The organism is Spirosoma koreense, assembly GCF_054777875.1.
Genome location: NZ_BAAHAC010000009.1, coordinates 113,535 through 136,475, shown reverse-complemented (window position 1 = coordinate 136,475; position 22,941 = coordinate 113,535). Strand labels below are relative to the sequence as shown.

19 protein-coding genes are annotated in these 22,941 nt (G+C 49.2%); 12 read left to right on the top strand and 7 right to left on the bottom strand.

The genetic code is table 11. The features are described from left to right. The 6 genes from ACYVC2_RS11530 to ACYVC2_RS11505 all read right to left on the bottom strand — a co-directional run. Positions 1-1,764, bottom strand: a 1,764-nt coding sequence (locus ACYVC2_RS11530) for a DUF6923 family protein (RefSeq protein WP_461102575.1), incomplete at its 3' end; no start/stop codon positions are given. A gap of 1,267 nt (positions 1,765-3,031) precedes the next feature. Further along, positions 3,032-5,137: a prolyl oligopeptidase family serine peptidase gene (locus ACYVC2_RS11525; protein ID WP_461102574.1), complete on the bottom strand. Its 2,106-nt coding sequence runs from the start codon at positions 5,135-5,137 to the stop codon at positions 3,032-3,034. 158 nt (positions 5,138-5,295) lie between these two features. Further along, entirely contained in the window at positions 5,296-5,829 is a 534-nt protein-coding gene (locus ACYVC2_RS11520; RefSeq protein ID WP_461102573.1) for a 3'-5' exonuclease, read from the bottom strand. 75 nt (positions 5,830-5,904) lie between these two features. Beyond that, entirely contained in the window at positions 5,905-7,431 is a 1,527-nt protein-coding gene (locus tag ACYVC2_RS11515; RefSeq protein ID WP_461102572.1) for a S41 family peptidase, read from the bottom strand. Between the two features lie 201 nt (positions 7,432-7,632). Beyond that, the gene (locus ACYVC2_RS11510; RefSeq protein WP_461102571.1) at positions 7,633-7,842 is read right to left on the bottom strand and encodes a hypothetical protein; all 210 of its coding nucleotides are present in this window, start codon (positions 7,840-7,842) and stop codon (positions 7,633-7,635) included. Positions 7,843-7,890: 48 nt separating this feature from the next. Next, on the bottom strand, positions 7,891-8,784 hold the full coding sequence (locus ACYVC2_RS11505) for an EamA family transporter (RefSeq protein ID WP_461102570.1): 894 nt from the start codon (positions 8,782-8,784) through the stop codon (positions 7,891-7,893). Positions 8,785-8,922: 138 nt separating this feature from the next. On the opposite strand from ACYVC2_RS11505, the gene ACYVC2_RS11500 reads away from it, so the two are divergent. The 11 genes from ACYVC2_RS11500 to ACYVC2_RS11450 all read left to right on the top strand — a co-directional run bounded on the left by ACYVC2_RS11500 (position 8,923) and on the right by ACYVC2_RS11450 (position 19,836). Then, positions 8,923-9,468, top strand: coding sequence for a YceD family protein (locus ACYVC2_RS11500; protein WP_461102569.1), 546 nt, complete (start codon positions 8,923-8,925; stop codon positions 9,466-9,468). 55 nt (positions 9,469-9,523) lie between these two features. Next, on the top strand, positions 9,524-9,718 hold the full coding sequence (gene rpmF / locus ACYVC2_RS11495) for a 50S ribosomal protein L32 (RefSeq protein WP_012929722.1): 195 nt from the start codon (positions 9,524-9,526) through the stop codon (positions 9,716-9,718). Positions 9,719-9,864: 146 nt separating this feature from the next. After that, positions 9,865-10,806 (top strand): phosphate acyltransferase PlsX, encoded by a 942-nt coding sequence (plsX, locus tag ACYVC2_RS11490; protein WP_461102568.1) that lies wholly within the window; start codon positions 9,865-9,867, stop codon positions 10,804-10,806. 94 nt (positions 10,807-10,900) lie between these two features. Beyond that, a complete protein-coding gene (locus ACYVC2_RS11485; RefSeq protein WP_461102567.1) occupies positions 10,901-11,884 on the top strand; it encodes a beta-ketoacyl-ACP synthase III in 984 nt (327 codons plus the stop codon). 86 nt (positions 11,885-11,970) lie between these two features. Next, positions 11,971-12,534 (top strand): elongation factor P, encoded by a 564-nt coding sequence (gene efp / locus ACYVC2_RS11480; RefSeq protein WP_461102566.1) that lies wholly within the window; start codon positions 11,971-11,973, stop codon positions 12,532-12,534. Positions 12,535-12,657: 123 nt separating this feature from the next. Then, on the top strand, positions 12,658-13,149 hold the full coding sequence (accB, locus tag ACYVC2_RS11475; protein WP_461102565.1) for an acetyl-CoA carboxylase biotin carboxyl carrier protein: 492 nt from the start codon (positions 12,658-12,660) through the stop codon (positions 13,147-13,149). Between the two features lie 90 nt (positions 13,150-13,239). Next, a complete protein-coding gene (accC, locus tag ACYVC2_RS11470; RefSeq protein WP_461102564.1) occupies positions 13,240-14,583 on the top strand; it encodes an acetyl-CoA carboxylase biotin carboxylase subunit in 1,344 nt (447 codons plus the stop codon). A 101-nt stretch (positions 14,584-14,684) separates the two neighbouring features. After that, positions 14,685-16,322, top strand: a complete 1,638-nt coding sequence (locus ACYVC2_RS11465; RefSeq protein ID WP_461102563.1) for a sodium:solute symporter family transporter — start codon at positions 14,685-14,687, stop codon at positions 16,320-16,322. A gap of 5 nt (positions 16,323-16,327) precedes the next feature. Continuing rightward, entirely contained in the window at positions 16,328-17,416 is a 1,089-nt protein-coding gene (locus ACYVC2_RS11460; protein WP_461102562.1) for a serine hydrolase domain-containing protein, read from the top strand. An 80-nt stretch (positions 17,417-17,496) separates the two neighbouring features. Beyond that, positions 17,497-18,351, top strand: coding sequence for an inositol oxygenase family protein (locus ACYVC2_RS11455; protein WP_461102561.1), 855 nt, complete (start codon positions 17,497-17,499; stop codon positions 18,349-18,351). 105 nt (positions 18,352-18,456) lie between these two features. After that, on the top strand, positions 18,457-19,836 hold the full coding sequence (locus ACYVC2_RS11450) for a high affinity choline transporter 1 (protein WP_461102560.1): 1,380 nt from the start codon (positions 18,457-18,459) through the stop codon (positions 19,834-19,836). A gap of 11 nt (positions 19,837-19,847) precedes the next feature. Here the strand turns inward: ACYVC2_RS11450 and ettA are convergent, their stop codons facing one another. Then, a complete protein-coding gene (ettA, locus tag ACYVC2_RS11445) occupies positions 19,848-21,515 on the bottom strand; it encodes an energy-dependent translational throttle protein EttA (RefSeq protein ID WP_461102559.1) in 1,668 nt (555 codons plus the stop codon). Positions 21,516-21,588: 73 nt separating this feature from the next. Between ettA and ACYVC2_RS11440 the strand changes: the two genes are divergently transcribed. After that, complete coding sequence (locus ACYVC2_RS11440; RefSeq protein ID WP_461102558.1) at positions 21,589-22,866, top strand: DUF349 domain-containing protein; 1,278 nt, start codon at positions 21,589-21,591, stop codon at positions 22,864-22,866. Positions 22,867-22,941: the final 75 nt, after the last annotated feature.

Genomic DNA, 22,941 nt, shown 5'->3' with positions numbered 1-22,941 from the left:
CGAGAAGGTGTTGGCGGTCAGGCTGCTGACGGGCGTACCGTTGACGGTGTTGTCTACCAGTCCGTTGCCATCGTTGAACACCGTACCCGAAATCGTTACCGTAGCGGGATTGGTGAAGGTCATCGTCACTTTAGCCTCTGGGCTATCGAACCCTGCTTTGTCACGCTCCGAATATGTGAAGGTCACGCTAACTGGACCGTCTGCTGGATCAACTGTCAGCAAAGTGGGGTCATAGTTAGTAATTACCTGATCGACCGTAGCCGGAGAACCGTTGTAATAAAGGATACCGGTGGCTGGCGTTGGCAGGCTTTGAATGATGATGGTATTGGTCTTACTGGTGCCCGTATACGTACCGTCCTCAGGGTCCGAACCAGTCAGCGTCGGTACTGTAACTTTCGTAGTACCTCCGGGGTTGGTCTGGCTAGCCGCTGTTTTGGCATCGGCCGTTGGCAGGCGCTCTACCCCAAAGTTGACATCATCGACGTCATCATTCGTCAGGGTCACTTTAATAACACCATTGGGCGTTCCATCGCTTCCGTTTCCGGTGCCGATATTTTCGCCAGTGTTAACGACCCCATTAATCAGTGCCGTACTCGGCGGATTCGAACCTACCGTACCTTTCGTATTGGTCAGTACAATCGAATAAGAAGCATTCGGCGTTATATCCGAGAAGGTATAAGAACCGTTGGTTAGCGCTGTAGCGGCTAATACCTTTCCATTGCTGCCTACCAGGTTCGCGTAGAACGTATTGCTGGACAAACTGCTTACCGCCGTACCGTCAACTTTACCGTCGAGCATACCGTCGGCATCGTTGAAAACCGTTCCCGAAATGTTCAGCAGGACCGGGCTGCTGGAGCAGCGAGCACCATCGTTATCATTCGTCTGCGGACCATTTCTCAAAAAGATAGCTGCGTGGTTGCCACCCGCCACATTCGTGATTTTATAAATTTTGCCGGTTCCGTTCTGGCTGATGTACAGCGTACCTTCATTGTCGAAATAAACAGCGCCAAATGGATTACCCGCCGAAATATTCGCATCTCCCAGATCCGTAACTTTACCGGCGGGGCTGGTTGCGATATTGATGCGGTACAAATGGCCATCGTCGCCGTCCAGACCATATAGATTACCGTCTTTAGGGTTCCAGCCCAGGTCGATGATGTAGCGATTATCATCGCTTGGCGATAAGGTAATGCTGGAGAGCTTTTGCTTGTAAGTCCCCGAAGACGGGTTGAGGTCGACCCGCCGGATTACGCTCGACGAACCACTCGGTGCACCATAAAACAGGTACATGATCCCGTTGTTGTCGATATCACCGGCATTGTACGGTTCATTGCTGTCGTACAAACCGCTAATCGAATACTGATCGGTCGACCAGTCATTCTTGATCCGAACAACGTTGTTGGTACCTCGTACGTAACCCCAGATAAAGTTATCCTTGATGTTATATCCGGTATTGTTGATTGAGGTATAGTTACCCGAAAGCAACTGACCGTGCACCTGCGTGATCGTACCACCGGTGATGTTTATCTCATAAACCTTGGTGTTGCTCTGAAGGTCCTGTGACCCGCCATCGCCCTGAAATAGGTACGATTTACCATCTTCACAATGAAATTCGGTTTGCGTTTTAAGCACCGTATTGGTTTGTTGAGGAGAAGCCGTTCTGGCACTGGTAGCAGGTGCGGGTAGCGATTCTCTTCTCGTAAGCTGGCTGTACGCTTTCTGAGCGTAAGTCGTGCTGGCGTACGTTAGTGCCAGTGCAGCCATAATCACTCGGCTGAGTAAATGAGTGAATTGGCGGGTTGAATGATTAGTAAAAAGATGTTCCATAAAATACGGAAAATACATGGGTTAACTGGTTACTGAATTTTGTTCGGTGATCTTATAAAGTCGTATTGATGTGCAGTCAGAATAAAAGGGTCTGCAGGTGAAGTCATTAGGCGTTATCCATACGATTTAGTTTATTAAATGAAAAAAGTTAATTACATTTTTATATTCATATTAGTGTTTTTGGTTACTAAAATAGTTGCATATAACCGCTGTATCAATTGACTTGATAGCGGTAGTGCTACTTAGTAACCGTGTGTATTTTGTCTGGCTTAAAGCAATTCAATACGTAATTACAGACATTTACATTTAATGTTACTACATATATTAGGCTAGAAACTTAATCGGCAGATTGTCATATAAATTAGCAACTTGATAACTTTGAGTGAACAGTCCATTTGAGGACTTATAGCCTTTACCGACTTGAGTTCAACACAGTAGCTTACTATTAGACTAGGGTGTTGTGCAGCAGGCTTTCTTAATATAGGGTCTGACAAAGGTAATGGGACCTGTTTTTATCTGGCAACTGAGTGGCTTATATGATCGCATTTACATAATTTACACTACCCTATCGGCTGAGGCATGATAAAATGTAGAGGTAGTCTGGTATTTGTTGAACAGCATCTGTAGTCTTTTCCATAAACCATTGATTATTAATCAATTATGCAAAGGAAAATTATTATTATACAATGTAATTATTTGCATAAAAATCGGCTGATTTTCTGAAATAATTTAAAAATTGCAACTACTTGATAATCAATTAATTTAACCGCAAAGAAAATTTCGACAACTTTTTAGCCTTTTTACGTCAACACAGTCAGCTTTTATCACTTTTTAGCTATTCCGAGTCTCGTTAGGGATAATTTTTTTGCTTTTGAATCGTCGTCAGCTAAACCAGGCGAAGCAGTTTTCGGCATGCATCGAACAGAAAATTTTGTTCATACCAAAGTGAGATTTTTACTGAAAAATATGTCTCTGGCCCATAAAAAGCTACTTTTTCAAACAAATAGCAATCTACAAATTGTATACTGTTGCTTATAAAAGCAAACAGCCTGTTTGCGTAAACAGGCTGCTTTAAACGATTACAGTAAAATTGGACAGAATCAATACATGGGACTTTGCACAAACAGAAAGAGAAACCTTAACTATTTACCGGATCTCGAAGAGATAACCTAAAGCCAGCCGCAACGCTGTTTAGTGTTTTCCTTCAATTCTTCAGGCTACTAACGCCCATGTTCCAGAGAATAAATGAATAGATATCAGCGGTGGTCTCAATGTTCTTTTTCGTGTTGCTGGCACCGTGTCCAGAATTGGTATCGATCCGAATCAACACCGGGTTCGGGCCTTTATACGTTTCCTGCAACGTAGCGGCATATTTGAACGAATGGGCAGGAACGACCCGATCATCATGGTCGGCGGTGGTAATTAAAGTGGCGGGGTAGTTCAGGCCCGGCTTTATATTCTGAATTGGAGAATACGCACGCAATGCCTTGAACTCCTCGGGGTTGTCACTACTGCCATAATCGGCAATCCAGTTCCAGCCAATGGTAAACTTATGAAACCGAAGCATGTCCATGACTCCCACCTGAGGTATAGCCACCCGGAACAGATCAGGACGCTGATTCATCACTGCGCCAACCAGCAACCCGCCATTCGAGCCGCCCTGAATCGCCAGCTTAGCCGCGCTGGTATACTTCTGGTTAATCAGGTATTCGGCCGCTGCAATGAAATCGTCGAAAACATTCTGTTTTTTGAGTTTCATACCTTGCTCGTGCCACGTCTCACCGTACTCGCCCCCTCCGCGTAAGTTAGCCTGGGCAAAAACACCGCCCTGTTCCAAAAACGGAATCCGGAGTGGGTTAAAAGCCGGTGGTAAGCTAATGTTAAAACCACCGTACCCGTAGAGCAAAGTTGGATTGGTGCCATCCAGATGAAGCCCCTTGCGGTAAGTTAGAAACATCGGGACTTTTGTTCCGTCTTTACTAGCATAAAACACCTGCCTGGTTTCGTAGTCTTCTGGGTTAAAATCAACTTCGGGCGCCCGGAAAATCGAGCTTTTGCGGGTGGCAATATCATAGCGGTAAATGGTTGGCGGAACGGTAAAGGACGTGAACGTATAGAACACGAATTTGTCATCCTGCTCCCCGCCGAAACCACCGGCAGATCCCAGGCCTGGCATGGCTACTTCACTCTCACGCTTGCCCTTGTAATCGAACACCTCAATTTTTGAGGTTACGTCCTTCGCATATTCGACAAATAACTTACCGCCTGCTGCATTGACGCCATTTTCCGTTATCGGTTCGGTCTTTTCGGCGATCAGCGTCGAGAATGTATGCTTCTGCGTATCGAAAGCAATGACTTTATTATTTGGCGCTTTTTCGGTAGTCTGCAGAATCAGTTGGTCGCCATCATTATCGACCAGGCTGTAACTGTAATCTGTAATATCGGCAACGACAGGGGTAAATTTCGCACCCGAAGCAGCGCCTTCCGCTTTAGCGTCCATAAAGAACAGCGCATTACCGTCTTTACCCTGCCCCCGATCACTGATGGTCAGAATCGCAAACCGCTCGTCGTCGGTCGTTCTGACCATATGGAACCGTTGGGGATGCTTGGAATCTTCGTACACCAGCCGATCTGCCGACTGGGGCGTTTTTAATTTATGATAGAAAACCTGATGGTTTTCGTTTTTCGCAGCCAGCGCACTGCCTTCGGGTTTGGGGTAACGACTATAATAGAACCCGTCACCCTGCCAGGCAGCCCCCGAGACTTTCACCCATTCTATTTTTTCGGGCAGGTACTGCTTCGTAGCCATATCCATGACCTGATATTCCAGCCAATCCGAACCACCTTTCGACAGACCGACGACGGCGTAGGCCCCATTTTTGGAGAGCGCAAACGTACTCAACCGCGTAGTACCATCAGCCGATAATTTATTCGGGTCGATCACCTGTTCGGGTTTCCCGTCGAGGCCTTTTTGCCGGTATAGGACCGACTGATTTTGTAAGCCGTCGTTCTTCGAAAAATAGAACCACTCGCCTTTCCGACTGGGTGCCGAATATTTAGGGTAATTATAAATCTGCTCCAGCCGGCTCAGAAACTGCTTTCTATACGGAATCTGTGCCAGGTAATCGAAGGTTATTTTATTTTCGGCTTTGACCCAGGCCGCTGTTTCGGCCGAACGATCGTCTTCGAGCCAGCGATAAGGGTCGGCAATCTGATGCCCATGATACGTATCCACCTGATCAGTTTTACGAGCCTGGGGATAAGTAAGCGGTGGGGTTGTCTGACCCAAAACGGCGGATGAACTTAGCATAAGACACAGGGGAATAGGCAAAAATAAGCGCATAGGATGTTGATGAATAAAGATGACGGTACAACTATGTATTCCGGGCAGAGCGGGCCAAACCAACCCTGCCAGAAGTGTCAGTCCAGAGGTAGTAACTTAGCCTAAACGATTGTTTCCGTAAGTGATCAGATCGACTGGGGGCTTACGCGGGGAATTACCCCCTGCGGATCATGCCGTAGCAGTAGCTCGAACAAAAGCACGGTAGCAGCCGCATCGCCCTGAGCCCGGTGTCGGCCGGAGAGTGGAATATCGAGCGCACGGCAAAGCTTACCCAGGCTATATGAAGCGTGGCCCGGAATCAGCTTCCGGCTTGTCCGCACCGTACAGAGCGTTCGTCGAAAAAAGTCGTGCCCCAACCAGTTCAGTTCTTTCTGAATAAAATTAAAGTCGAAGCCAACATTATGCGCAACAAAAATGGCGTCTTCCGTAATGCGTAGGACGTCATGAGCAACCTCAGCGAAGGTTGGCGCATCCTGAACCATTTCTTCAGAAATACCGGTCAGATGACGGATAAATGGCGGAATTGGACATTCTGGGTTTACCAGGGAGTGGAACGAGTCGACAACCTGCCGCCCATCATGGCGGAAGATTGCTATTTCGGTCAGACGGGAAGGGCCTTTTACGCCCCCGGTTGTTTCGACATCAACAATGCAATACACAAAGAATCAGTTAGCAGTTACCATTAAACCACTATTTGCAGGGAATGAGTTCGCTAAAGCCGTTCCGACGAATAGTCACTGCTGAATACTACTCACTGGCATAGCCGCCTGCAACGGTCGGTTAATCCAGGGGTGCCGGGCAACTACGCCCTGGCGAATAAGTCGCAGCGCATAGTCCAGCACGTAATCCCGGTTCTGCATCAGATCTTCATAGCTGCGCGAAACCGTGAAATCGGGCTCCACCGTAAACCCGTTTGCCCGGTCAGCCACAACAGCATGCACCATTTTTTTCAATGGAATTCGAACTTGTAGCCGCGAATTAGGCAACGTAATGGTTTTAAAATGTCCGGCGAAATCTCCCCAATAAGCACTGCCGCTGGCTTCGCCAATAAATGTACCTATGCCAGAATCCAGGGTTTTGGCCAGCACCGAGGTAGTAGCCGAAAAAGAAGCTCCATTCATTAAAAAATAGAGGTTTCCTTTAAACGCATCCTTATGCCGGGGGCGATACCGGTGGTGTGCCGAACGGCTCGAGAAACCTCCTGAATTATCGGCTTTATACTGCAGACTAAAGTTAATAGCCGAAACCGGATTCCAACGTGTAATGAGTTCAGCCCGAGCGGCTCGCTTCATTTTTTCCTGAGCCATAATCTGGAACGGCCTGGGCATCCAATACCGCAGCAGCCGGGCCGAATTCAGAACAATACCCCCGCCGTTGCCCTGCATATCAACGACAAGGTTTTGCACATTTTGCTCGTGTAACTGCCTGAAAGCCTCCTTCAACCGACGGTTGAAGGCCCACTGAAACGGGTCTTTTTTCTTAAAACCCATAAACGACGAGACGCGCAGAACAGCCGTATGCGTGAGCGTATCGACCATACGCACAGACAGATTGAATTGCCGGGATACCTGCTCTATCTCAGCCCGGTATCGGGATTGCATGGCTGTTCGGAACTCGCTCAGTGTTGGGCAGGGCAGACGGGTAGCTCGAACCGTGGTGTCGTTCGCGAGCCGGTAGGTTATGTGGATGGAATCGGCCGAGCCATACCAGGCTGCGTAATAATCGGCAAACTGCACCAGACTCCACTGCTGACGTCCGGTCTTGTTATCCCCATCGGAACCCGAATGGTCGGCATTCATCAATTCCCGGTGCAGGTCGGCTATAGTACGACCATTGATCGTCAATAATTCCGTTCCACGTCGCAGGCTGGTATCGACCGATACATTGTGGCTGATGAAGTAGCGGGATTCTACCGGCCGGATAAAGAAAGGAATGTAGCGGGTATGCTTACCGAAAAAATTTTTCCGGTGGTTCAGGTTCGTATGCCCGTCTTTGATGGCAGAAATAAACGGGCTGACGTGATGCATAAATGACATATAGTCAACAGGGGCCGTCAGCCGGTTGTAGAGCGAGTCATACAATCGCTCCATCTGAGCCTGGGGAGTGTAATAACCCATGCCCGGATGAAGCATATCGAGTTTGCGCTTTAAGTAACTCAGGTCGGCGCGAGCCTGGCCGGGAGTAAGGGTTTGAGCAGAACTAGTTTGGCAGCCGCCCCAGATTAGCAGGAAGGCTAAAAAGAGAATTTGACCAATCTTCATCGATTCACGTTACGGTAGACAGCTTCCGTTTTCAGGAAGAAATAATTCGTACGGTGAAGATAAATTTTGGCGTAACAATAATCAACTGAAATTGTTTAAAACTTCTTTAAAATTTTGTACGGAACCTGTTTTACGACAAAACAAATTGCGTAAGGTAAAGCCTGTTACCGAATCGTATACAAATTTTCCTAAAATTCGTGACTAGCTGTCTTTCCGGTGCGGGATCACAGTCCAGTGTTTTACTCCCGGCCATTGTTCGGCAACAATAGCTGCGGCCACATCCTCCAGGTTTTCTTCATTGGTAGTAAAGAACAGACTTTGAGGCTGGTCGTTGTTCTGGGTAACGTGCACCTCATAGTATTCGTTGTGGTGCTCAATGGCGTGTTTTTCGACGATTGTGTATTGTGCCATAATTAGTAGAATGGTTTCTTACGATAAACCCGGTTTGGAAACGGTTGTTTAACCAAGAATGGTAATAAGTACCGCTCCGGTTACCATAACACCCGCCCCAACAAGTTTACGAACAAGGCCTCGCTCGTTAAAAAACTGGTAACCGAATAATACGCTTAGCAAAGCTGACGTCTGAAACAAAGCCAGTGCATAACCGACGGGCATACGATTCAGGGCAACGTTGCTCGCTAACTGCGTGATCCCAACTGTGATGAATAAGGGCAGAAACGTAAATCGCTGCCTGACCAGCAGTTGAGTTTGCTGCCGCCACTGGCTACGCATCGTCAGCAGAATCCAAATACAGGTAAAGGTGAACCCCAACAGGCACCAATAGAAAAAAGCGATGGCTGGTGTCGACAGCAGAATTGCTTTTTTTAGGAAAGCGCCGTCGGCCGCGGACAGTACTAAGGCTAACAAACGGAGTTTAATGGCCGGTCGCTGGAAAACTTCCCGGGAAAAATCACGGGTTGTTTTTCTGTCTACCAGCACAATATAACTACCAGCAATAATGAGTAGCATGCCAGCTATGCCCCAAAAACGGGGCACCTCATTGAGCAGAAATACACCGATGAGCAGGCCTACCACCGATTTATAAGCATTGATAGGACCCAGCACAGACAGATCGCCAAGGTGCAGTGCCTTTACCAGAAACACATTCCCAAGCATGGCCAGCAGCCCGGTTAGTAACATGCTTTGCCAGAAAGCTACCGGCAGTCCTACAACCCCAAGTTGCGGCCAGAAAGGCAGACAGGCTAGCGTCAGGAATCCGTACGTAGCCCAGATAATGAATACAGGCTCCGACGACCGCTGCGTCAGTTGTTTCTGAAATACGTTCGAGAGTGGATTGGCCACAATACGAATGACAACCGCGAAAGTGGTGAGCGAACTAATGGCGAGTAGCATACCTTGATTGTAAACTGGTCAGAATTTACAGCTAATCGGGCTAACAACGAATTTCCTACGTGAATTTCAGTGTATCACTTTCCTGATTCACAAACGTTTCGTACCTTTGCGGTCTTATTTTGGAGAGGAGATACGGAGGTGAACGTTTTACGCGCATACGACATCCACATTGTCGGTCTGGAAAATAAACGTTATGCGTACGATTTCATATCGGACGATGCGTTTTTTGCTGCTATGGAGCAGGACCTGATCGCTAAAGGGAACGTTCAGACGCACCTGGTGCTGGACAAATCTGAAACCATGATCCGGCTGGATTTTCAAATCAGCGGTTCCGTGGAACAGACCTGCGACCGGAGTCTGGACGAGTACGATGAACCCGTCGATATCCAGCAAACGATGCTGCTGAAATTCAGCGATCATAACGAGGAGCTGAGCGACGAAATCGAATTGATCGAACGAAATACGGCTACCATCAATGTAGCCCGTTATATTTTTGAATTTATCGGTCTGTCGTTGCCGATGAAGCGTTTGCATCCGCGTTTCCGGGATGAAGACGAAGAGGACGATGGCAATCCGAACGGCAAACTGGTTTACCGATCCGATGCGGAGGCCGACGAAGCTGGTGAGGACCAGGCTGATATCGACCCACGCTGGGCAGCTTTGCGAAAACTAAATGATAATTAATTCGTTTGCCGTCATAAACATGGCAAACCGTAAACTATAAACTACAAACTGAATAATGGCACATCCCAAACGGCGCCACTCGAGCACCCGGCGCGATAAACGCAGAACGCATTATAAAGCTACACCCGTAGCTCTGTCAACCGATGCCCAAACGGGTGAAGTCCACGAGCGGCACCATGCCCACGTTTTCGAAGGAAATCTGTTCTACAAAGGGCAAATGATTATCGAGAATTATGCCAAAACGGCTTAAAACTCACTAATTTTTGAGAAGTATTTCGCCCACGTCTTTCCGAAGATGAACGCGAAATACTTTTTTATTGCCCACCACCTCCCTATTTTTACGCCTACATTAGTTTCTGAGCCCGCAAACTGGGAGGTATTGAAAAAACGGAGTCAATGAAAATTGCAGTGGACGCAATGGGTGGCGATTTTGCTCCCCAGGCAATTGTGGAAGGAGTTGTAATGGCCGCTGCTGAATTGCCAGACGATGTAACTATTGTACTGATTGGCAGGCAGTCCGTAATAGAAGAGTTGATCCAAAAACAAGGCGCAGCTGCGTTGACGAATATCGAGTTGGTCAACGCTGACGACGTCATTGAGATGAGTGAGCACCCAACAAAAGCGCTCTCCCAAAAACCCAATTCCAGTATCGGAGTTGGGTTTAAGCTTTTGAAGGATGGGCAGGTGAGTGCTTTTTGCAGCGCCGGAAATACAGGCGCCATGCACGTCGGTGCCTTATTCAGCATCAAAGCAATCGAAGGAATTTTAAGACCATGCATTGCCGGATTTGTGCCCCAGATTACAGGCGGACACGCCGTTATGCTGGACATAGGCGCTAACGCAGACTGCAAGCCCGAAATGCTCGCCCAGTTCGGTGAAGTTGGTTCTATTTATGCGCAGTACACCTTCGGTATCGAACGGCCGCGTGTTGCGCTGATGAACATTGGCTCTGAAGAGCAGAAAGGTTCACTGGTAGCGCAGGCAGCCCATCAGCTACTGAAAGAAAGCCGACGGATTAATTTTGTCGGGAATATTGAAGGGGGAGACTTCTTTGGCGGCCTGGCCGACGTTATTGTAACAGAAGGATTTACTGGCAATGCGATGTTTAAGCTGGGCGAATCGTTTTATTCGATAGCTAAACAACGCGGCCTGTCCGACGAGTTTTTAGACAAAACCAACTATGAGTCGGTTGGTGGCAGTCCGATTCTGGGCGTAAATGGTAACGTGATCATTGCTCACGGTATTTCCTCCCCGATCGCAATAAAAAACATGATTGGGCTGGCTATCCGGCAAGTTGAGTCCGACGCATACACTAAAATTGCACAAGCGCTAAGTTAGTTTTCGTTTTCGGTTGGAAGGCACAGTTGCTGCCCTCAAGATTGAACATCCGCAACCGCGCTGGCGGACTGGCGAAAACGTTTTTATACCACCTATGAGTAAAGCTGCCATCACTGGAGTCCACGGCTATGTTCCCGACTATGTGCTGACCAACGCGGAGTTGGAGCGCATGGTGGATACAAACGATGAATGGATCGTAAGTCGAACGGGTATTAAAGAACGGCACATCCTGAAAGGCGAGGGCATGGGCTCATCGCATATGGGAGCCAGGGCGGTACAAGGGTTGCTCGATAAGTTAAACGTAAAGCCCGAACAAGTCGACTTACTCATTTGTGCGACGACCACGCCCGATTATGTTTTTCCGGGAACGGCTAATCTGATCTGTGACATGGTGGGCATCCGAAACGTAGGCAGCTTCGATATTCAGGCGGCCTGTTCAGGGTTTTTATACGCCCTCACCATCGGATCGCAGTTTATCGAAACCGGCAAATACAAAAAAGTAATTATCGTCGGAGCCGATAAGATGTCGGCAATCGTCGATTATACCGATCGGACTACCTGCGTCCTGTTTGGCGATGGAGCCGGTGCCGTTATGCTCGAACCCAGTGTCGATGGTTCGGGAATTATCGACTCGATTATCAAGTCGGATGGCGTTGGTCAGAATCATCTGCTTCAGAAAGCGGGGGGGAGCCGGTATCCGCCCACGCACGAAACGGTAGAAAAACGCTGGCATTATGTTTATCAGGATGGGCCAGCTGTTTTTAAATTCGCGGTCAAAAATATGGCTGACGTATCGGCCGAAATTATGGAGCGGAACCACCTGACGGGTGCCGAAGTGGCTTGGTTGGTACCGCATCAGGCCAACAAGCGGATCATCGATGCCACCGCTCACCGGATGGGCATCGAGTCGGATAAGGTCATGATGAACATCCATAAATACGGCAATACAACCGCAGCAACGATTCCACTTTGTCTGTACGATTATGAATCGCAGCTAAAAAAAGGCGACAACCTCATACTGGCGGCTTTCGGTGGGGGTTTTACCTGGGGAGCCGCTTACGTTAAGTGGGCGTATTAATTCTTAAAATGAATAATGAACAGGGCTAACCCGAAGCTGTGTCCTTATTATTCATTTTCATTAATCATTATACATTAACTATTTCAATGGCAACGACCGCAGACATCCGTAATGGACTGGTCCTGAACTTTAACAATGACCTTTTTCAGGTAACAGAATTCCAGCACGTAAAGCCCGGCAAAGGAGCCGCCTTCGTACGTACAAAGCTGAAAAGCCTCACGACGGGCCGCGTAATTGATAATACCTTCAACTCAGGCGTAACAATCTTTCCGGTGCGTGTTGAGCGTCGAAAATTCCAATACCTTTACAAAGACGAAGCTGGCTATAATTTTATGGACCAGGAATCGTTCGATCAAATCAACCTCGACGAAAAGCTTGTTGAAGGCGCCGATCTGATGAAAGAAGGGCAGGAAGTCGAAATATTGATCAATGCCGATAACGACACCGCGCTTTCGTGCGAACTTCCTCCGTTCGTCGAACTGGAAGTGACGTATGCCGAGCCAGGCATCAAGGGAGACACGGCCAACAGTCCCAAAAAACGGGTAGAGGTTGAGTCTGGTGCGAAAATCATGGTGCCTCTGTTTATCGAACAGGGCCAGAAAATTCGGGTCGATACCCGCACACACGATTACGTAGAGCGAGTGAAATAAGTTTTTGAGTGATGAATTATAAAGAATGAATCGGCATGACGAACTTCTCCGGTAGCGCGTCGTGCATAGCCAGGGCGGTTGCTCATTCATAATTCATAATTCATCATTCATCATTCAAAAGCTATGAGCACACAAGACATACAACAACTAATCGACTTTATCTCGCAATCGGGCCTGGATGAGGTTAATATCGAAACAACCGACCTGAAAATCAGCGTCAAGCGTTACGGAACGCCCGTATCCGTTATTCCGCAGCCCGTTGTTGCTGCCGCACCGCCGGTACTGGCTCCAGCAGCTCAGCCGCAGGCCCTTGCTACACCGACGGTAACGGCTGCGCCAGCGCCGGCCGCTGAGCCAAAAGCCGAAACCTCAAATTACATCACGATCAAATCCCCGATGATCGGTACATTTTACCGATCAGCTAACCCCGAAGCACCAGCACTGGTCGACGTCGGCGACAACATCAGTGAGGGTAAAGTGGTGTGTATTATCGAAGCCATGAAGCTGTTCAACGAAATCGAGTCGGAGGTATCGGGCCGCATTGTGAAAGTGCTCGTCCAGAATGCCACACCGGTTGAATACGATCAGCCTTTATTTCTGGTAGAACCCATCTAACTGCAAAGAGCGAAAGTATGAATGAGTACAAGATGGCAACGTGTCATTTTGTTCGCTCCTTTATTCTTTCGCTCTTTCGCTCTTTGCATTATGTTTAAAAAAATTCTTATCGCTAACCGGGGCGAAATTGCGTTGCGCATTATTCGCACCTGCCGTGAAATGGGTATCAAAACGGTCGCTGTTTACTCAACGGCCGACCGCGATAGCCTGCACGTACGGTTCGCCGATGAAGCCGTCTGCATTGGTCCGCCCATCAGCAAACAATCTTACCTAAGCATACCCAGCATTATTTCGGCCGCCGAAGTAACGGGAGCCGACGCCATTCATCCAGGGTACGGATTCCTGTCTGAGAATGCTGAATTTTCACAGATCTGCGCCGACTACGGAATCAAATTCATCGGCGCTACCGCCGAACAGATTAATGGAATGGGCGATAAAGCAACGGCTAAAGCAACCATGAAGATGGCTGGCGTACCCGTTATTCCGGGTTCCGAAGGTTTGCTGGAGTCCATCGAGCAGGGAAAGAAACTCTCGGCGGAAATGGGTTATCCGGTGATCGTAAAAGCGACCGCCGGGGGCGGTGGACGTGGGATGCGGATTGTCCGCTCGGAAGCCGATTTCGAAAAAGCCTGGAACGATGCCCGTACCGAAGCGGGTGCGGCTTTTGGAAACGACGGTTTATACCTGGAGAAATACGTCGAAGAACCGCGACATATTGAGATTCAGATCGTTGGCGATCAGTTCGGGCGAGTTTGTCACCTCTCCGAGCGTGATTGCTCGATTCAGCGCCGGCATCAGAAACTAGTGGAAGAAACTCCATCGCCGATCGTATCGGATGAGCTTCGGGCGCGAATGGGAGAAGCTGCCATCAAAGGTGCCCAGGCTATCGGCTACGAAGGAGCTGGCACGATCGAGTTTCTGGTCGATAAAAACGGGGATTTTTATTTCATGGAAATGAATACCCGGATTCAGGTTGAACACCCTATTACTGAAGAAGTTACAGATTTCGACCTAATCAAAGAGCAGATCAAAGTGGCCGCCGGTGCCGAAATTTCGGGTCGGAACTATACGCCCAAAATTTACGCTATGGAATGTCGGATCAATGCGGAAGATCCGGCGAACGGGTTTCGGCCATCACCCGGTAAAATCACGAACCTGCATTTTCCCGGTGGTCATGGCGTTCGGATCGATAGCCACGTTTATAGCGGCTACACCATCCCACCCAATTATGATTCCATGATTGCCAAACTGATCGTATCGGGTCAATCGCGGGCGGAGGTTATCACCCGCATGAAACGGGCTTTACAGGAATTTGTCATCGAAGGGGTTAAAACCACCATTCCATTCCATATCAAGCTGATGGACGATGCCAAATTCCAGTCGGGTCAGTTCACCACGGCGTTTCTGGAAGGGTTCGATTTCAGCACGCTGTAACAGCTGCCGAAAGCTAGTGATTTCTACTTACCCGCCGATGTGCTGGTATAAAAAACGGGTGTCTTGCTTTATTGCCAAGACACCCGTTTTTTCTTGCCCGCATGAACCATCTCGCTACCGCTGATTACATTGTTTTCTTTGTTTATTTTATTTTAGTTGTTGGTTATGGTTACTGGATTTATAATCGTCGTACTAAAAAGAACCTTAGCACCACCGATTTCTTCCTGGCTGAGGGGTCGCTCACCTGGTGGGCCATTGGTGCTTCGCTGATTGCTTCGAATATTTCGGCCGAGCACTTTATCGGTATGGCCGGTTCGGGCTTTGCCATGGGTCTGGCAATTTCCTCCTACGAATGGTTTGCAGCAGCAACCCTGCTAATCGTCGCCGTCTTTTTCATTCCCATCTACCTTCGCAATCACATCTATACGATGCCCCAGTTTCTGGCGCAACGCTATAGCGATACGGTCAGTACGATTCTGGCGATATTCTGGCTGGTGGTGTATGTGCTGGTCAATCTGACCTCTATTCTTTATCTGGGTGCCATCGCCATTGAATCGTTGGTTGGAATTTCCTTCACGACCTGTACGATCGGGCTGGCCGTGTTTGCCATCTTTATCACCCTGGGTGGCATGAAAGTCATTGGCTATACCGATGTGGTACAGGTGGTCGTCCTGGTTTTTGGCGGCCTGGTCGTGACCTATCTAGCGCTGGACCTGGTTGCGCAAGAGAGCGGCACTGTGAGTGTCTGGAATGGGTTGTTAACCCTGCGTCAGAAAGCAGACAGCCATTTCCACATGTTTTTACCCAAAGGCCATGCGCACTACGAAGAACTACCTGGTATGGCTCTGGTTACGGGCGGCATGTGGCTCAACAATCTGTATTATTGGGGGTGTAATCAATACATCGTCCAGCGGGCTCTGGGTGCAGACCTCAAGACAGCTCGTGCCGGTATTCTTTTTGCGGCTTTTATGAAGCTGATGATTCCACTCATCGTGGTTATTCCGGGCATTGCGGCTTATGTGCTGTATCAGACGGGGCCCTTCCGGACCGCAATGACCGACGCGGCCGGCGTTGTCAAGCCGGATCATGCCTATCCGGTACTGATGAATCTGCTGCCGATTGGCATGAAAGGGCTGGCTTTTGCCGCGCTGACAGCCGCTATTGTGGCTTCCCTGGCCAGTAAATGCAACTCAATCTCAACTATTTTTACCCTCGATCTGTATAAAAAGTATGTCGACAAAAACGCTTCGGACCAGAAGCTGGTTAGGGTAGGGCGCTGGGCGGTCGTCGTTTCTTTCGCCATTGCTATTGGGCTGGCTCCCATACTGCGGTCGCTCGACCAGGTATATCAGTACATCCAGGAATACACTAACTTTATCACACCCGGCATTTTTGCCATCTTTCTACTGGGGTTCTTCTGGAAACGAGCTACCAATCGGGCCGCCCTGACAGTGGCTATCTTGACGTTACCCCTCTCGACCTTGCTTAAGTTCTGGCCCGAAGTCATGAGCCTAATTGACATACAGGCCGATCCAATTCCGTTTCTTCACCGAACGACCTGGGTTTTCTGCATCGATGTGCTGCTCATGGTTCTCATCTCCCTCACCGACCCAGCCAGTGGTAAAACGAACAAAACCATCGTGGTCGATCGGCAGATGTTTCGGGTAACTCCTTCTTTTATCATCGGCTCAGTAGGAATTTTCAGTATTTTGGCGGTACTGTACAGCGTTTTCTGGTAAACTTTATGCTCAAGTTTCTGATGGCGGTTTTCCTGCTGATATCGACGTCGGCCGTTGCCCAGCTTAGCGAACGCCTGGATTCGGTTATGAAGGCCAATACCCAGCCTGATCGACCGGGGGCGGCTCTGCTGGTGGTTATCGACAACAAAATCGTTTATCAGAAAGGCTATGGTCTGGCAAACATCGAGACGAAAGCACCGATTTCGCCCCAGACTAACTTCCGCCTGGCTTCAGTCTCGAAACAGTTTACGGCCACGGGCATTTTATTGCTGGAAAAAGACCGAAAGCTGTCACTGGATGATCCCCTCATCCGTTTCTTCCCAGAGTTTACCGGACAAGTGGGGCGTAAAGTACAGGTTCGCAATCTGCTGACGCATACGTCGGGTTTGCTGGATTATGAATCAGTGATGAATCCCAATCAGCATGAGCAACTCCTGGATGCGGATGTTCTTACGCTGCTGAAAGACCGTGATACGACTTATTTCGAGCCAGGCAGTCAGTTTCGTTATAGTAACTCGGCCTACTGTCTGCTCGCACTGATTATCGAACGGGTATCGGGTCAATCTTTTTCGTCGTTTATCAAACAGCGCATCTTCCGGCCGCTGCACATGAGTCAGTCAACTGTGTTTGAAGCCGGTCGGCCGATTGCCAGCCGGGCGATGGGTTATCGGCAAAAAGCCAGAGAATTTGTTTTTTCCGATCAGAGTGTAACTAGCGCGACCAAAGGCGATGGTGGGATATATACATCAATATCAGATTATAAAAAGTGGATCGACGCGCTCAGGAATAATACGTTGCTCGATCTGAACGCAACCCTGACTCGCACCGGACAGATAATTCCGAAAACAGGGAACAGTTATTACGGCGCAGGCTGGTTTTTTCAACGGCCCGACCACCCAATTTTATTTCACTCCGGCAGCACCTGCGGGTTCAACAATTATGTGGTTTGTCATCCGCAGAAACAGTTGCTGATCGCGCTTTTTTCAAACCGGGCGAGCAACAAAGCCAGCGCGGTTAGCGTAGTAAATGTACTGACAGCAGCTGGCTATCCGGAATTAGCCAATATGCTGGCCTTAGATGACTTAACCCAGTGATCGATTTCACGAAACGTTTGATCTATCTTACTGGTTAAGAGGAAATAGTTGTAGATTTGTCCGATAAACTCCAATTGGCCATGATTAGCGAAACCGCGCCCCTTGCCAGCCTCGATCAGTGGGAAGACGACCTGCTGATCCGCTACCCCGAACCTGAGCACAAAGCAAAGGAAGAATACCGAAACTACGATTCCCCCGAACGCGACACCGTCCGGGAGTTCTATCGACTGAATCACACCTATCAGACGTATGATTTCGTCCGCGAAAAGGAGCGTGAGTTTCTTAAGTTTGATAAAAAAGAGTTACCCGTTTGGGGCGCGATGGAGTTTCTGAATACGCTCGTAGACGACTCCGATCCCGATACAGACCTCGACCAGCTGCAGCACCTGCTCCAGACGGCAGAAGCCATCCGTGCCGACGGGCATCCGGACTGGTTCGTACTGACCGGTTTCCTGCACGACATGGGCAAAGTGCTGTGTCTGTTTGGCGAACCGCAGTGGGCCGTTGTCGGCGATACGTTCCCGGTGGGCTGCCAGCATTCGGACAAGATCGTGTATCCCGAGTTTTTCGTAAACAACCCCGACAGCCACGACGAGCGGTACAACACCAAATACGGCGTTTACGAACCGAATTGCGGTCTGCGTAACGTACATATGTCGTGGGGCCATGATGAGTATCTGTACCAGATCATGAAGGATTACATGCCCGAGTCAGCGCTGTACATGATGCGGTATCACTCGTTCTACTCGCAGCACCGGGAAGAAGCCTACAACCACCTGATGGACGATCACGACCATGAGATGTTCAAATGGGTTCGCAAATTCAACCCGTATGACTTGTATTCGAAGAGTCCTAAACCGCCCGTCGTTAGCGAGTTGAAGCCTTACTACGAAGACCTCATTGCGAAATACCTGCCCGCCACGCTGAAGTTGTAAGCTAGCTCAACTTAACTGTATATATTCCGTACTCAGTCAAATTCAATTGGCGGAGTACGGTTTTTTATTGTCAGGATATGTAGTTTTGGCCATCCTTTTCTGTCCATGCTCCTCTTCTGTATCGCCGTTTATTTGCTTTCTAACGTCGCCGTAGGTGCCTGGGCGGCCCGTCGGGTAACCAACTCGCAGGATTTTGTATTGGCAGGCCGTGGACTACCTTTGTTTCTGGCTGCTTCGGTTACGTTTGCCACCTGGTTCGGCTCCGAAACCATAATGGGGGCCCCCGCTATGTTTGTGGAAGGTGGGTTTCTGGCGGTAATCGAAGAGCCATTCGGGTCGGCGCTTTGCCTGTTTCTGGTCGGCGCTTTTTTCGCCCGGCCACTTTACCGCCTGAACATCACCACCTTCAGCGATTACTTCCGGATTCGGTACGGCCGCTCGGCCGAATTGTTATCCGCTATTATTGTCATTCCGTCTTACTTCAGTTGGATTGCTGCCCAGCTCGTCGCTATTGGTATTGTTCTAAGCGTCGTGACCGATGTCCCGCGTGAATACTGCATCATCGCTAGTGCGGTTATTGTCATGATTTATACCCTCCTGGGCGGAATGTGGTCTATATCCGTCACGGATTTCTTTCATAACCTGATCATTATTCTGGCGCTGGCGGTGCTGGCCGTGCTGCTCTGGAACGATGTCGGCGGCTGGGAAACTATCCAGCAGCGCACACCAGCTGGTTTCTTTCGCTTTTTACCTAATTCGACCAGCAAAGACTGGCTGGCTTATGTAGCCGCCTGGATGACCATCGGGTTAGGCTCTATACCGCAGCAGGATGTTTTTCAACGAGTTATGGCAGCTAAAACCGAAACGATAGCTGTTCGGGCGTCATATCTGGCGTCGGGAATGTACGTGACCATAGCGATGCTACCGCTATTCATTGCCTTGAGCGCCAAATTATTGCATCCTGATCTGCCAGCCGATAACCAACTGATTATTCCGAACATGGTCATGCGGCACGGAAGTTTGCCGTTGCAGGTATTGTTTTTCGGGGCTGTTACCTCCGCTATTCTGAGCGTGTCCAGTGGAGCTATTCTGGCTCCATCGACCGTTTTTGGGGAAAACGTCGTCAAGTTTTTCCGGCCGGGCATCAGCGACCAGGATCTGTTGAAAACCATTCGCTGGACCATCGTTGTCATTACCGTGATCTGTGTCCTGATGAGTACCACGCGCGATACGAACATCTTCGACCTTGTCGGCGAATCCTCAGCCTTTAGCCTGGTATCGCTGTTTGTGCCGCTCGCAGCCGGTATTTACTGGAAGCGAGCCAACCTAACGGGCTGTCTGTGTTCGATGGCGGTTGGGCTAGCCGTTTGGGTTTTTTGTTTATGGCAGCAGACCGAAATCGCACCCATGCTGTGGGGTCTGGTGGCCAGCGCCCTGGCGCTGGGAGCCGGAGCTTTATTCCAAAAAAGCGCACCACCGAAGTAGTGCGCTTTCTGCTAAACGAGTTTCTTGTACTTAATCCGGGTCGGAGTTGCGTCGGAGCCGAGTCGTTTGCGTCGGTTTTCTTCGTATTCGGAAAAATTCCCTTCGAACCAGTACACCTGCGAATCGCCCTCGAACGCCAGGATATGCGTAGCGACGCGATCCAGAAACCAGCGGTCGTGGCTGATTACGACGGCACAACCCGCAAAATTTTCGAGCCCTTCTTCCAGCGCTCTCAGGGTGTTGACATCCAGATCATTGGTCGGTTCATCCAGCAGCAGCAGATTCGCACCCTCTTTGAGCATCATGGCCAGATGGACACGGTTCCGTTCACCGCCCGACAACGTGCCGATCTTTTTCTCCTGATCGGCACCCGCGAAGTTAAACCGACTTACGTAAGCCCGGGCATTGCTTTGTTTGCCACCCATCATAATCCACTCATTGCCGCCTGAGATCGTCTCGTACACAGTTTTGGCTGGATCGAGCCCATCGTGCTCCTGATCGACATAGGCGATTTTAACCGTTTCGCCAACATCGAACGTACCGGCATCGGGTTTGTCACGTCCGGTAATGAGTTTGAAAAGGGTTGTTTTACCGGCCCCGTTCGGGCCAATAATACCTACGATACCACCCTGTGGTAATCGGAAGCCAAGATGCTCGAACAGTAGCCGGTCGCCGTAAGCTTTAGAAACATCTTCAGCCTCGATTACTTTAGCTCCCAGCCGTGGGCCTGCCGGGATAAAAATTTCGAGTTTGTCTTCGCGTTGTTTTGCATCTTCATTGAGCAGCTTTTCGTAAGCGCCCAACCGAGCCCTCGATTTGGCCTGGCGAGCCTTCGGAGCCATTTTGACCCATTCCAGCTCCCGTTGCAGGGTTTTCTGCCGCTTCGACTCGGTTTTTTCCTCTTTGGCCAGACGCTGCTGTTTTTGGTCGAGCCACGACGAATAATTCCCTTTCCAGGGAATACCTTCGCCCCGGTCGAGTTCGAGAATCCAGCCCGCTACATTATCCAGAAAGTACCGATCGTGCGTCACCGCAATGACCGTTCCGCTGTACTGACGAAGGTGTTCTTCTAGCCATAGTACCGATTCGGCGTCCAGGTGGTTGGTCGGCTCATCCAGCAGCAAAACGTCAGGTTGCTGAAGTAAAAGCCGACAGAGCGCAACCCGCCGTTTTTCGCCCCCAGACAGATTGTCGATCAAGGCATCGGAGGGTGGGCAGCGTAGCGCATCCATCGCTCGTTCCAGTTTCTGGTCGAGCTCCCAGGCGTTATAATGGTCGAGTTTTTCCTGAACTTCGCCCTGCCGGGCAATTAATTTATCGAAATCTGCATCAGGATCGCCAAAAGCTTCGTTAATCTCATCGAACTCTTTCAGTAAATTGACCACTTCCTGAACGCCTTCCTCTACAACTTCCCGAACGGTTTTTCCCGCTGTAAACTGAGGTTCCTGTTCAAGCAGACCAACCGAATAGCCAGGGGAAAAAACCACTTCGCCGGTGAAGTTCTTATCGATACCGGCAATGATGCGCAACAAGGTCGATTTACCGGAACCGTTCAGGCCTAAAACACCAATTTTGGCACCATAAAAAAAGGAAAGGTAGATGTTCTTTAGGATTTGTCGGTTAGGCGGAATATTTTTACTCACGCCCGCCATCGAGAAAATTATGGTTTCCTGACTCATTAATTTCTAATAGATTTGTGTTGGCAATAGTCCTCAAAATTAACCCACAGCGCAGCCTTAACCAAGTATAGGAATGGAAAACGCTTCACTGGTAGATGAATACGGTTACGTCAAAGACGGAAAGGTATTTTTGAAAGGCTACCTGAATTATGAAGATCGCCAGATCGGCGAAGTCAAACGCACCGAGCAGGAAGCGCTCGATTATTTTAAAAATCGCTTCATCATCGCTGAAAACAAAGTCAGCCAGTTAGAGAAAGATATTGAAGAAGCCCAGAACAAAGGCTCTTATCTGACCAAGCTGGTTCAACTTCGTAAAAAGCTCATCAATTTCGACGCTCTGGGCGATTTTCCGCCCCTGCTGGATCGGCTGGATGCCGAAGAAAAGCGTCTGTCAGAGTTGATTACGGTCAATCAGCTTAAGAATCTTGACATCAAGCGGGCCCTCATTGCCGAAGCGGAAGCCATTGTACACAGCACCGACTGGCGGCCAACAGCCGATGCGTTGCAGGAAATCAAGACGAAATGGATTAAGACCGGCCCCGTCGACAAAGCCACCGACGCTGAGATCGAGGATCGGTTTCAGGCATTGCTGGATGGGTTCTTTCAGCGCCGACGCGAGTTTTTTAACGAGCAGAACAAGGTTATTCAGGAACGGCTGGATAAATACGATGAACTGATCCGACTGGCTTTCCGGGCGAACCGGCTGGGCGATCTGGATGCGGCTTTTCAGGAGGTCCGACGGCTCAATAATGCCTGGAAACAGGTAGGCGAGGTACCCATTAAGAAGAGTGGTAAGCTGTATAAGCAGTTTAAAAAAGCCACCACCATGTTCTACGCTAAGTATAACGAAGCGAAGGGCATCGTGATCGAGAAAAAAGTGGACCCGCGTATTGAAGCGCAAATGAAAATGGCCGACGAAGCCGAACGGCTTGCTAAACAATCGGACATTTTTGCCGCAGCCGAACGGGCCAAGGTGTTGCTCAATAGCTGGAAGGAGATCCGGGTTCCGTTCAAGATGCAGGATAAAGTGATCAACGAACGTTTCCGGGCTGCCTGCGACAAGATATTTGAATTGAGTTACCTGGGCCGTGTTCTGTCGCGGAAATATCCGGCTTTTGAACTTAAAAGCAAGCCAGAGCAGATTCGTACGAAGATCCGGGAGATGGAATATCTGGTGAAACGGGAAAAGAATGATCTGCAGTTTGCGCTACAGGATGCCGACGGGCTCGATCCCAACAACGATGCCGACAAACAGGTACTGAACAAGATCAATACGCAGAAGCGTAAAATTGCCATGAAAGAAACCATCCTGAAGGAATTGCAGAAGCAGTTGGAAACGGTAGGTTATTAAGGGTTATAAACAGTAAAGTGAAACGTGCCCTGGCTACAAGCCAGGGCACGTTTCACTTTTAGACGTTGTTACGAA

Excerpts from the sequence above, each read along its gene's own strand:
- ACYVC2_RS11505 (WP_461102570.1), bottom strand. The coding sequence starts at position 8,784 with ATGCTACTCGCCATTAGTTCGCTCACCACTTTCGCGGTTGTCATTCGT.
- plsX (WP_461102568.1), top strand. The coding sequence starts at position 9,865 with ATGAAAATTGCAGTGGACGCAATGGGTGGCGATTTTGCTCCCCAGGCA.
- accC (WP_461102564.1), top strand. The coding sequence starts at position 13,240 with ATGTTTAAAAAAATTCTTATCGCTAACCGGGGCGAAATTGCGTTGCGC.
- ACYVC2_RS11515 (WP_461102572.1), bottom strand. The coding sequence starts at position 7,431 with ATGAAGATTGGTCAAATTCTCTTTTTAGCCTTCCTGCTAATCTGGGGC.
- ACYVC2_RS11460 (WP_461102562.1), top strand. The coding sequence starts at position 16,328 with ATGCTCAAGTTTCTGATGGCGGTTTTCCTGCTGATATCGACGTCGGCC.
- ACYVC2_RS11465 (WP_461102563.1), top strand. The coding sequence starts at position 14,685 with ATGAACCATCTCGCTACCGCTGATTACATTGTTTTCTTTGTTTATTTT.
- ACYVC2_RS11485 (WP_461102567.1), top strand. The coding sequence starts at position 10,901 with ATGAGTAAAGCTGCCATCACTGGAGTCCACGGCTATGTTCCCGACTAT.
- ACYVC2_RS11510 (WP_461102571.1), bottom strand. The coding sequence starts at position 7,842 with ATGGCACAATACACAATCGTCGAAAAACACGCCATTGAGCACCACAAC.
- ettA (WP_461102559.1), bottom strand. The coding sequence starts at position 21,515 with ATGAGTCAGGAAACCATAATTTTCTCGATGGCGGGCGTGAGTAAAAAT.
- rpmF (WP_012929722.1), top strand. The coding sequence starts at position 9,524 with ATGGCACATCCCAAACGGCGCCACTCGAGCACCCGGCGCGATAAACGC.
- accB (WP_461102565.1), top strand. The coding sequence starts at position 12,658 with ATGAGCACACAAGACATACAACAACTAATCGACTTTATCTCGCAATCG.
- ACYVC2_RS11450 (WP_461102560.1), top strand. The coding sequence starts at position 18,457 with ATGCTCCTCTTCTGTATCGCCGTTTATTTGCTTTCTAACGTCGCCGTA.
- ACYVC2_RS11440 (WP_461102558.1), top strand. The coding sequence starts at position 21,589 with ATGGAAAACGCTTCACTGGTAGATGAATACGGTTACGTCAAAGACGGA.
- ACYVC2_RS11525 (WP_461102574.1), bottom strand. The coding sequence starts at position 5,137 with ATGCTAAGTTCATCCGCCGTTTTGGGTCAGACAACCCCACCGCTTACT.
- efp (WP_461102566.1), top strand. The coding sequence starts at position 11,971 with ATGGCAACGACCGCAGACATCCGTAATGGACTGGTCCTGAACTTTAAC.
- ACYVC2_RS11455 (WP_461102561.1), top strand. The coding sequence starts at position 17,497 with ATGATTAGCGAAACCGCGCCCCTTGCCAGCCTCGATCAGTGGGAAGAC.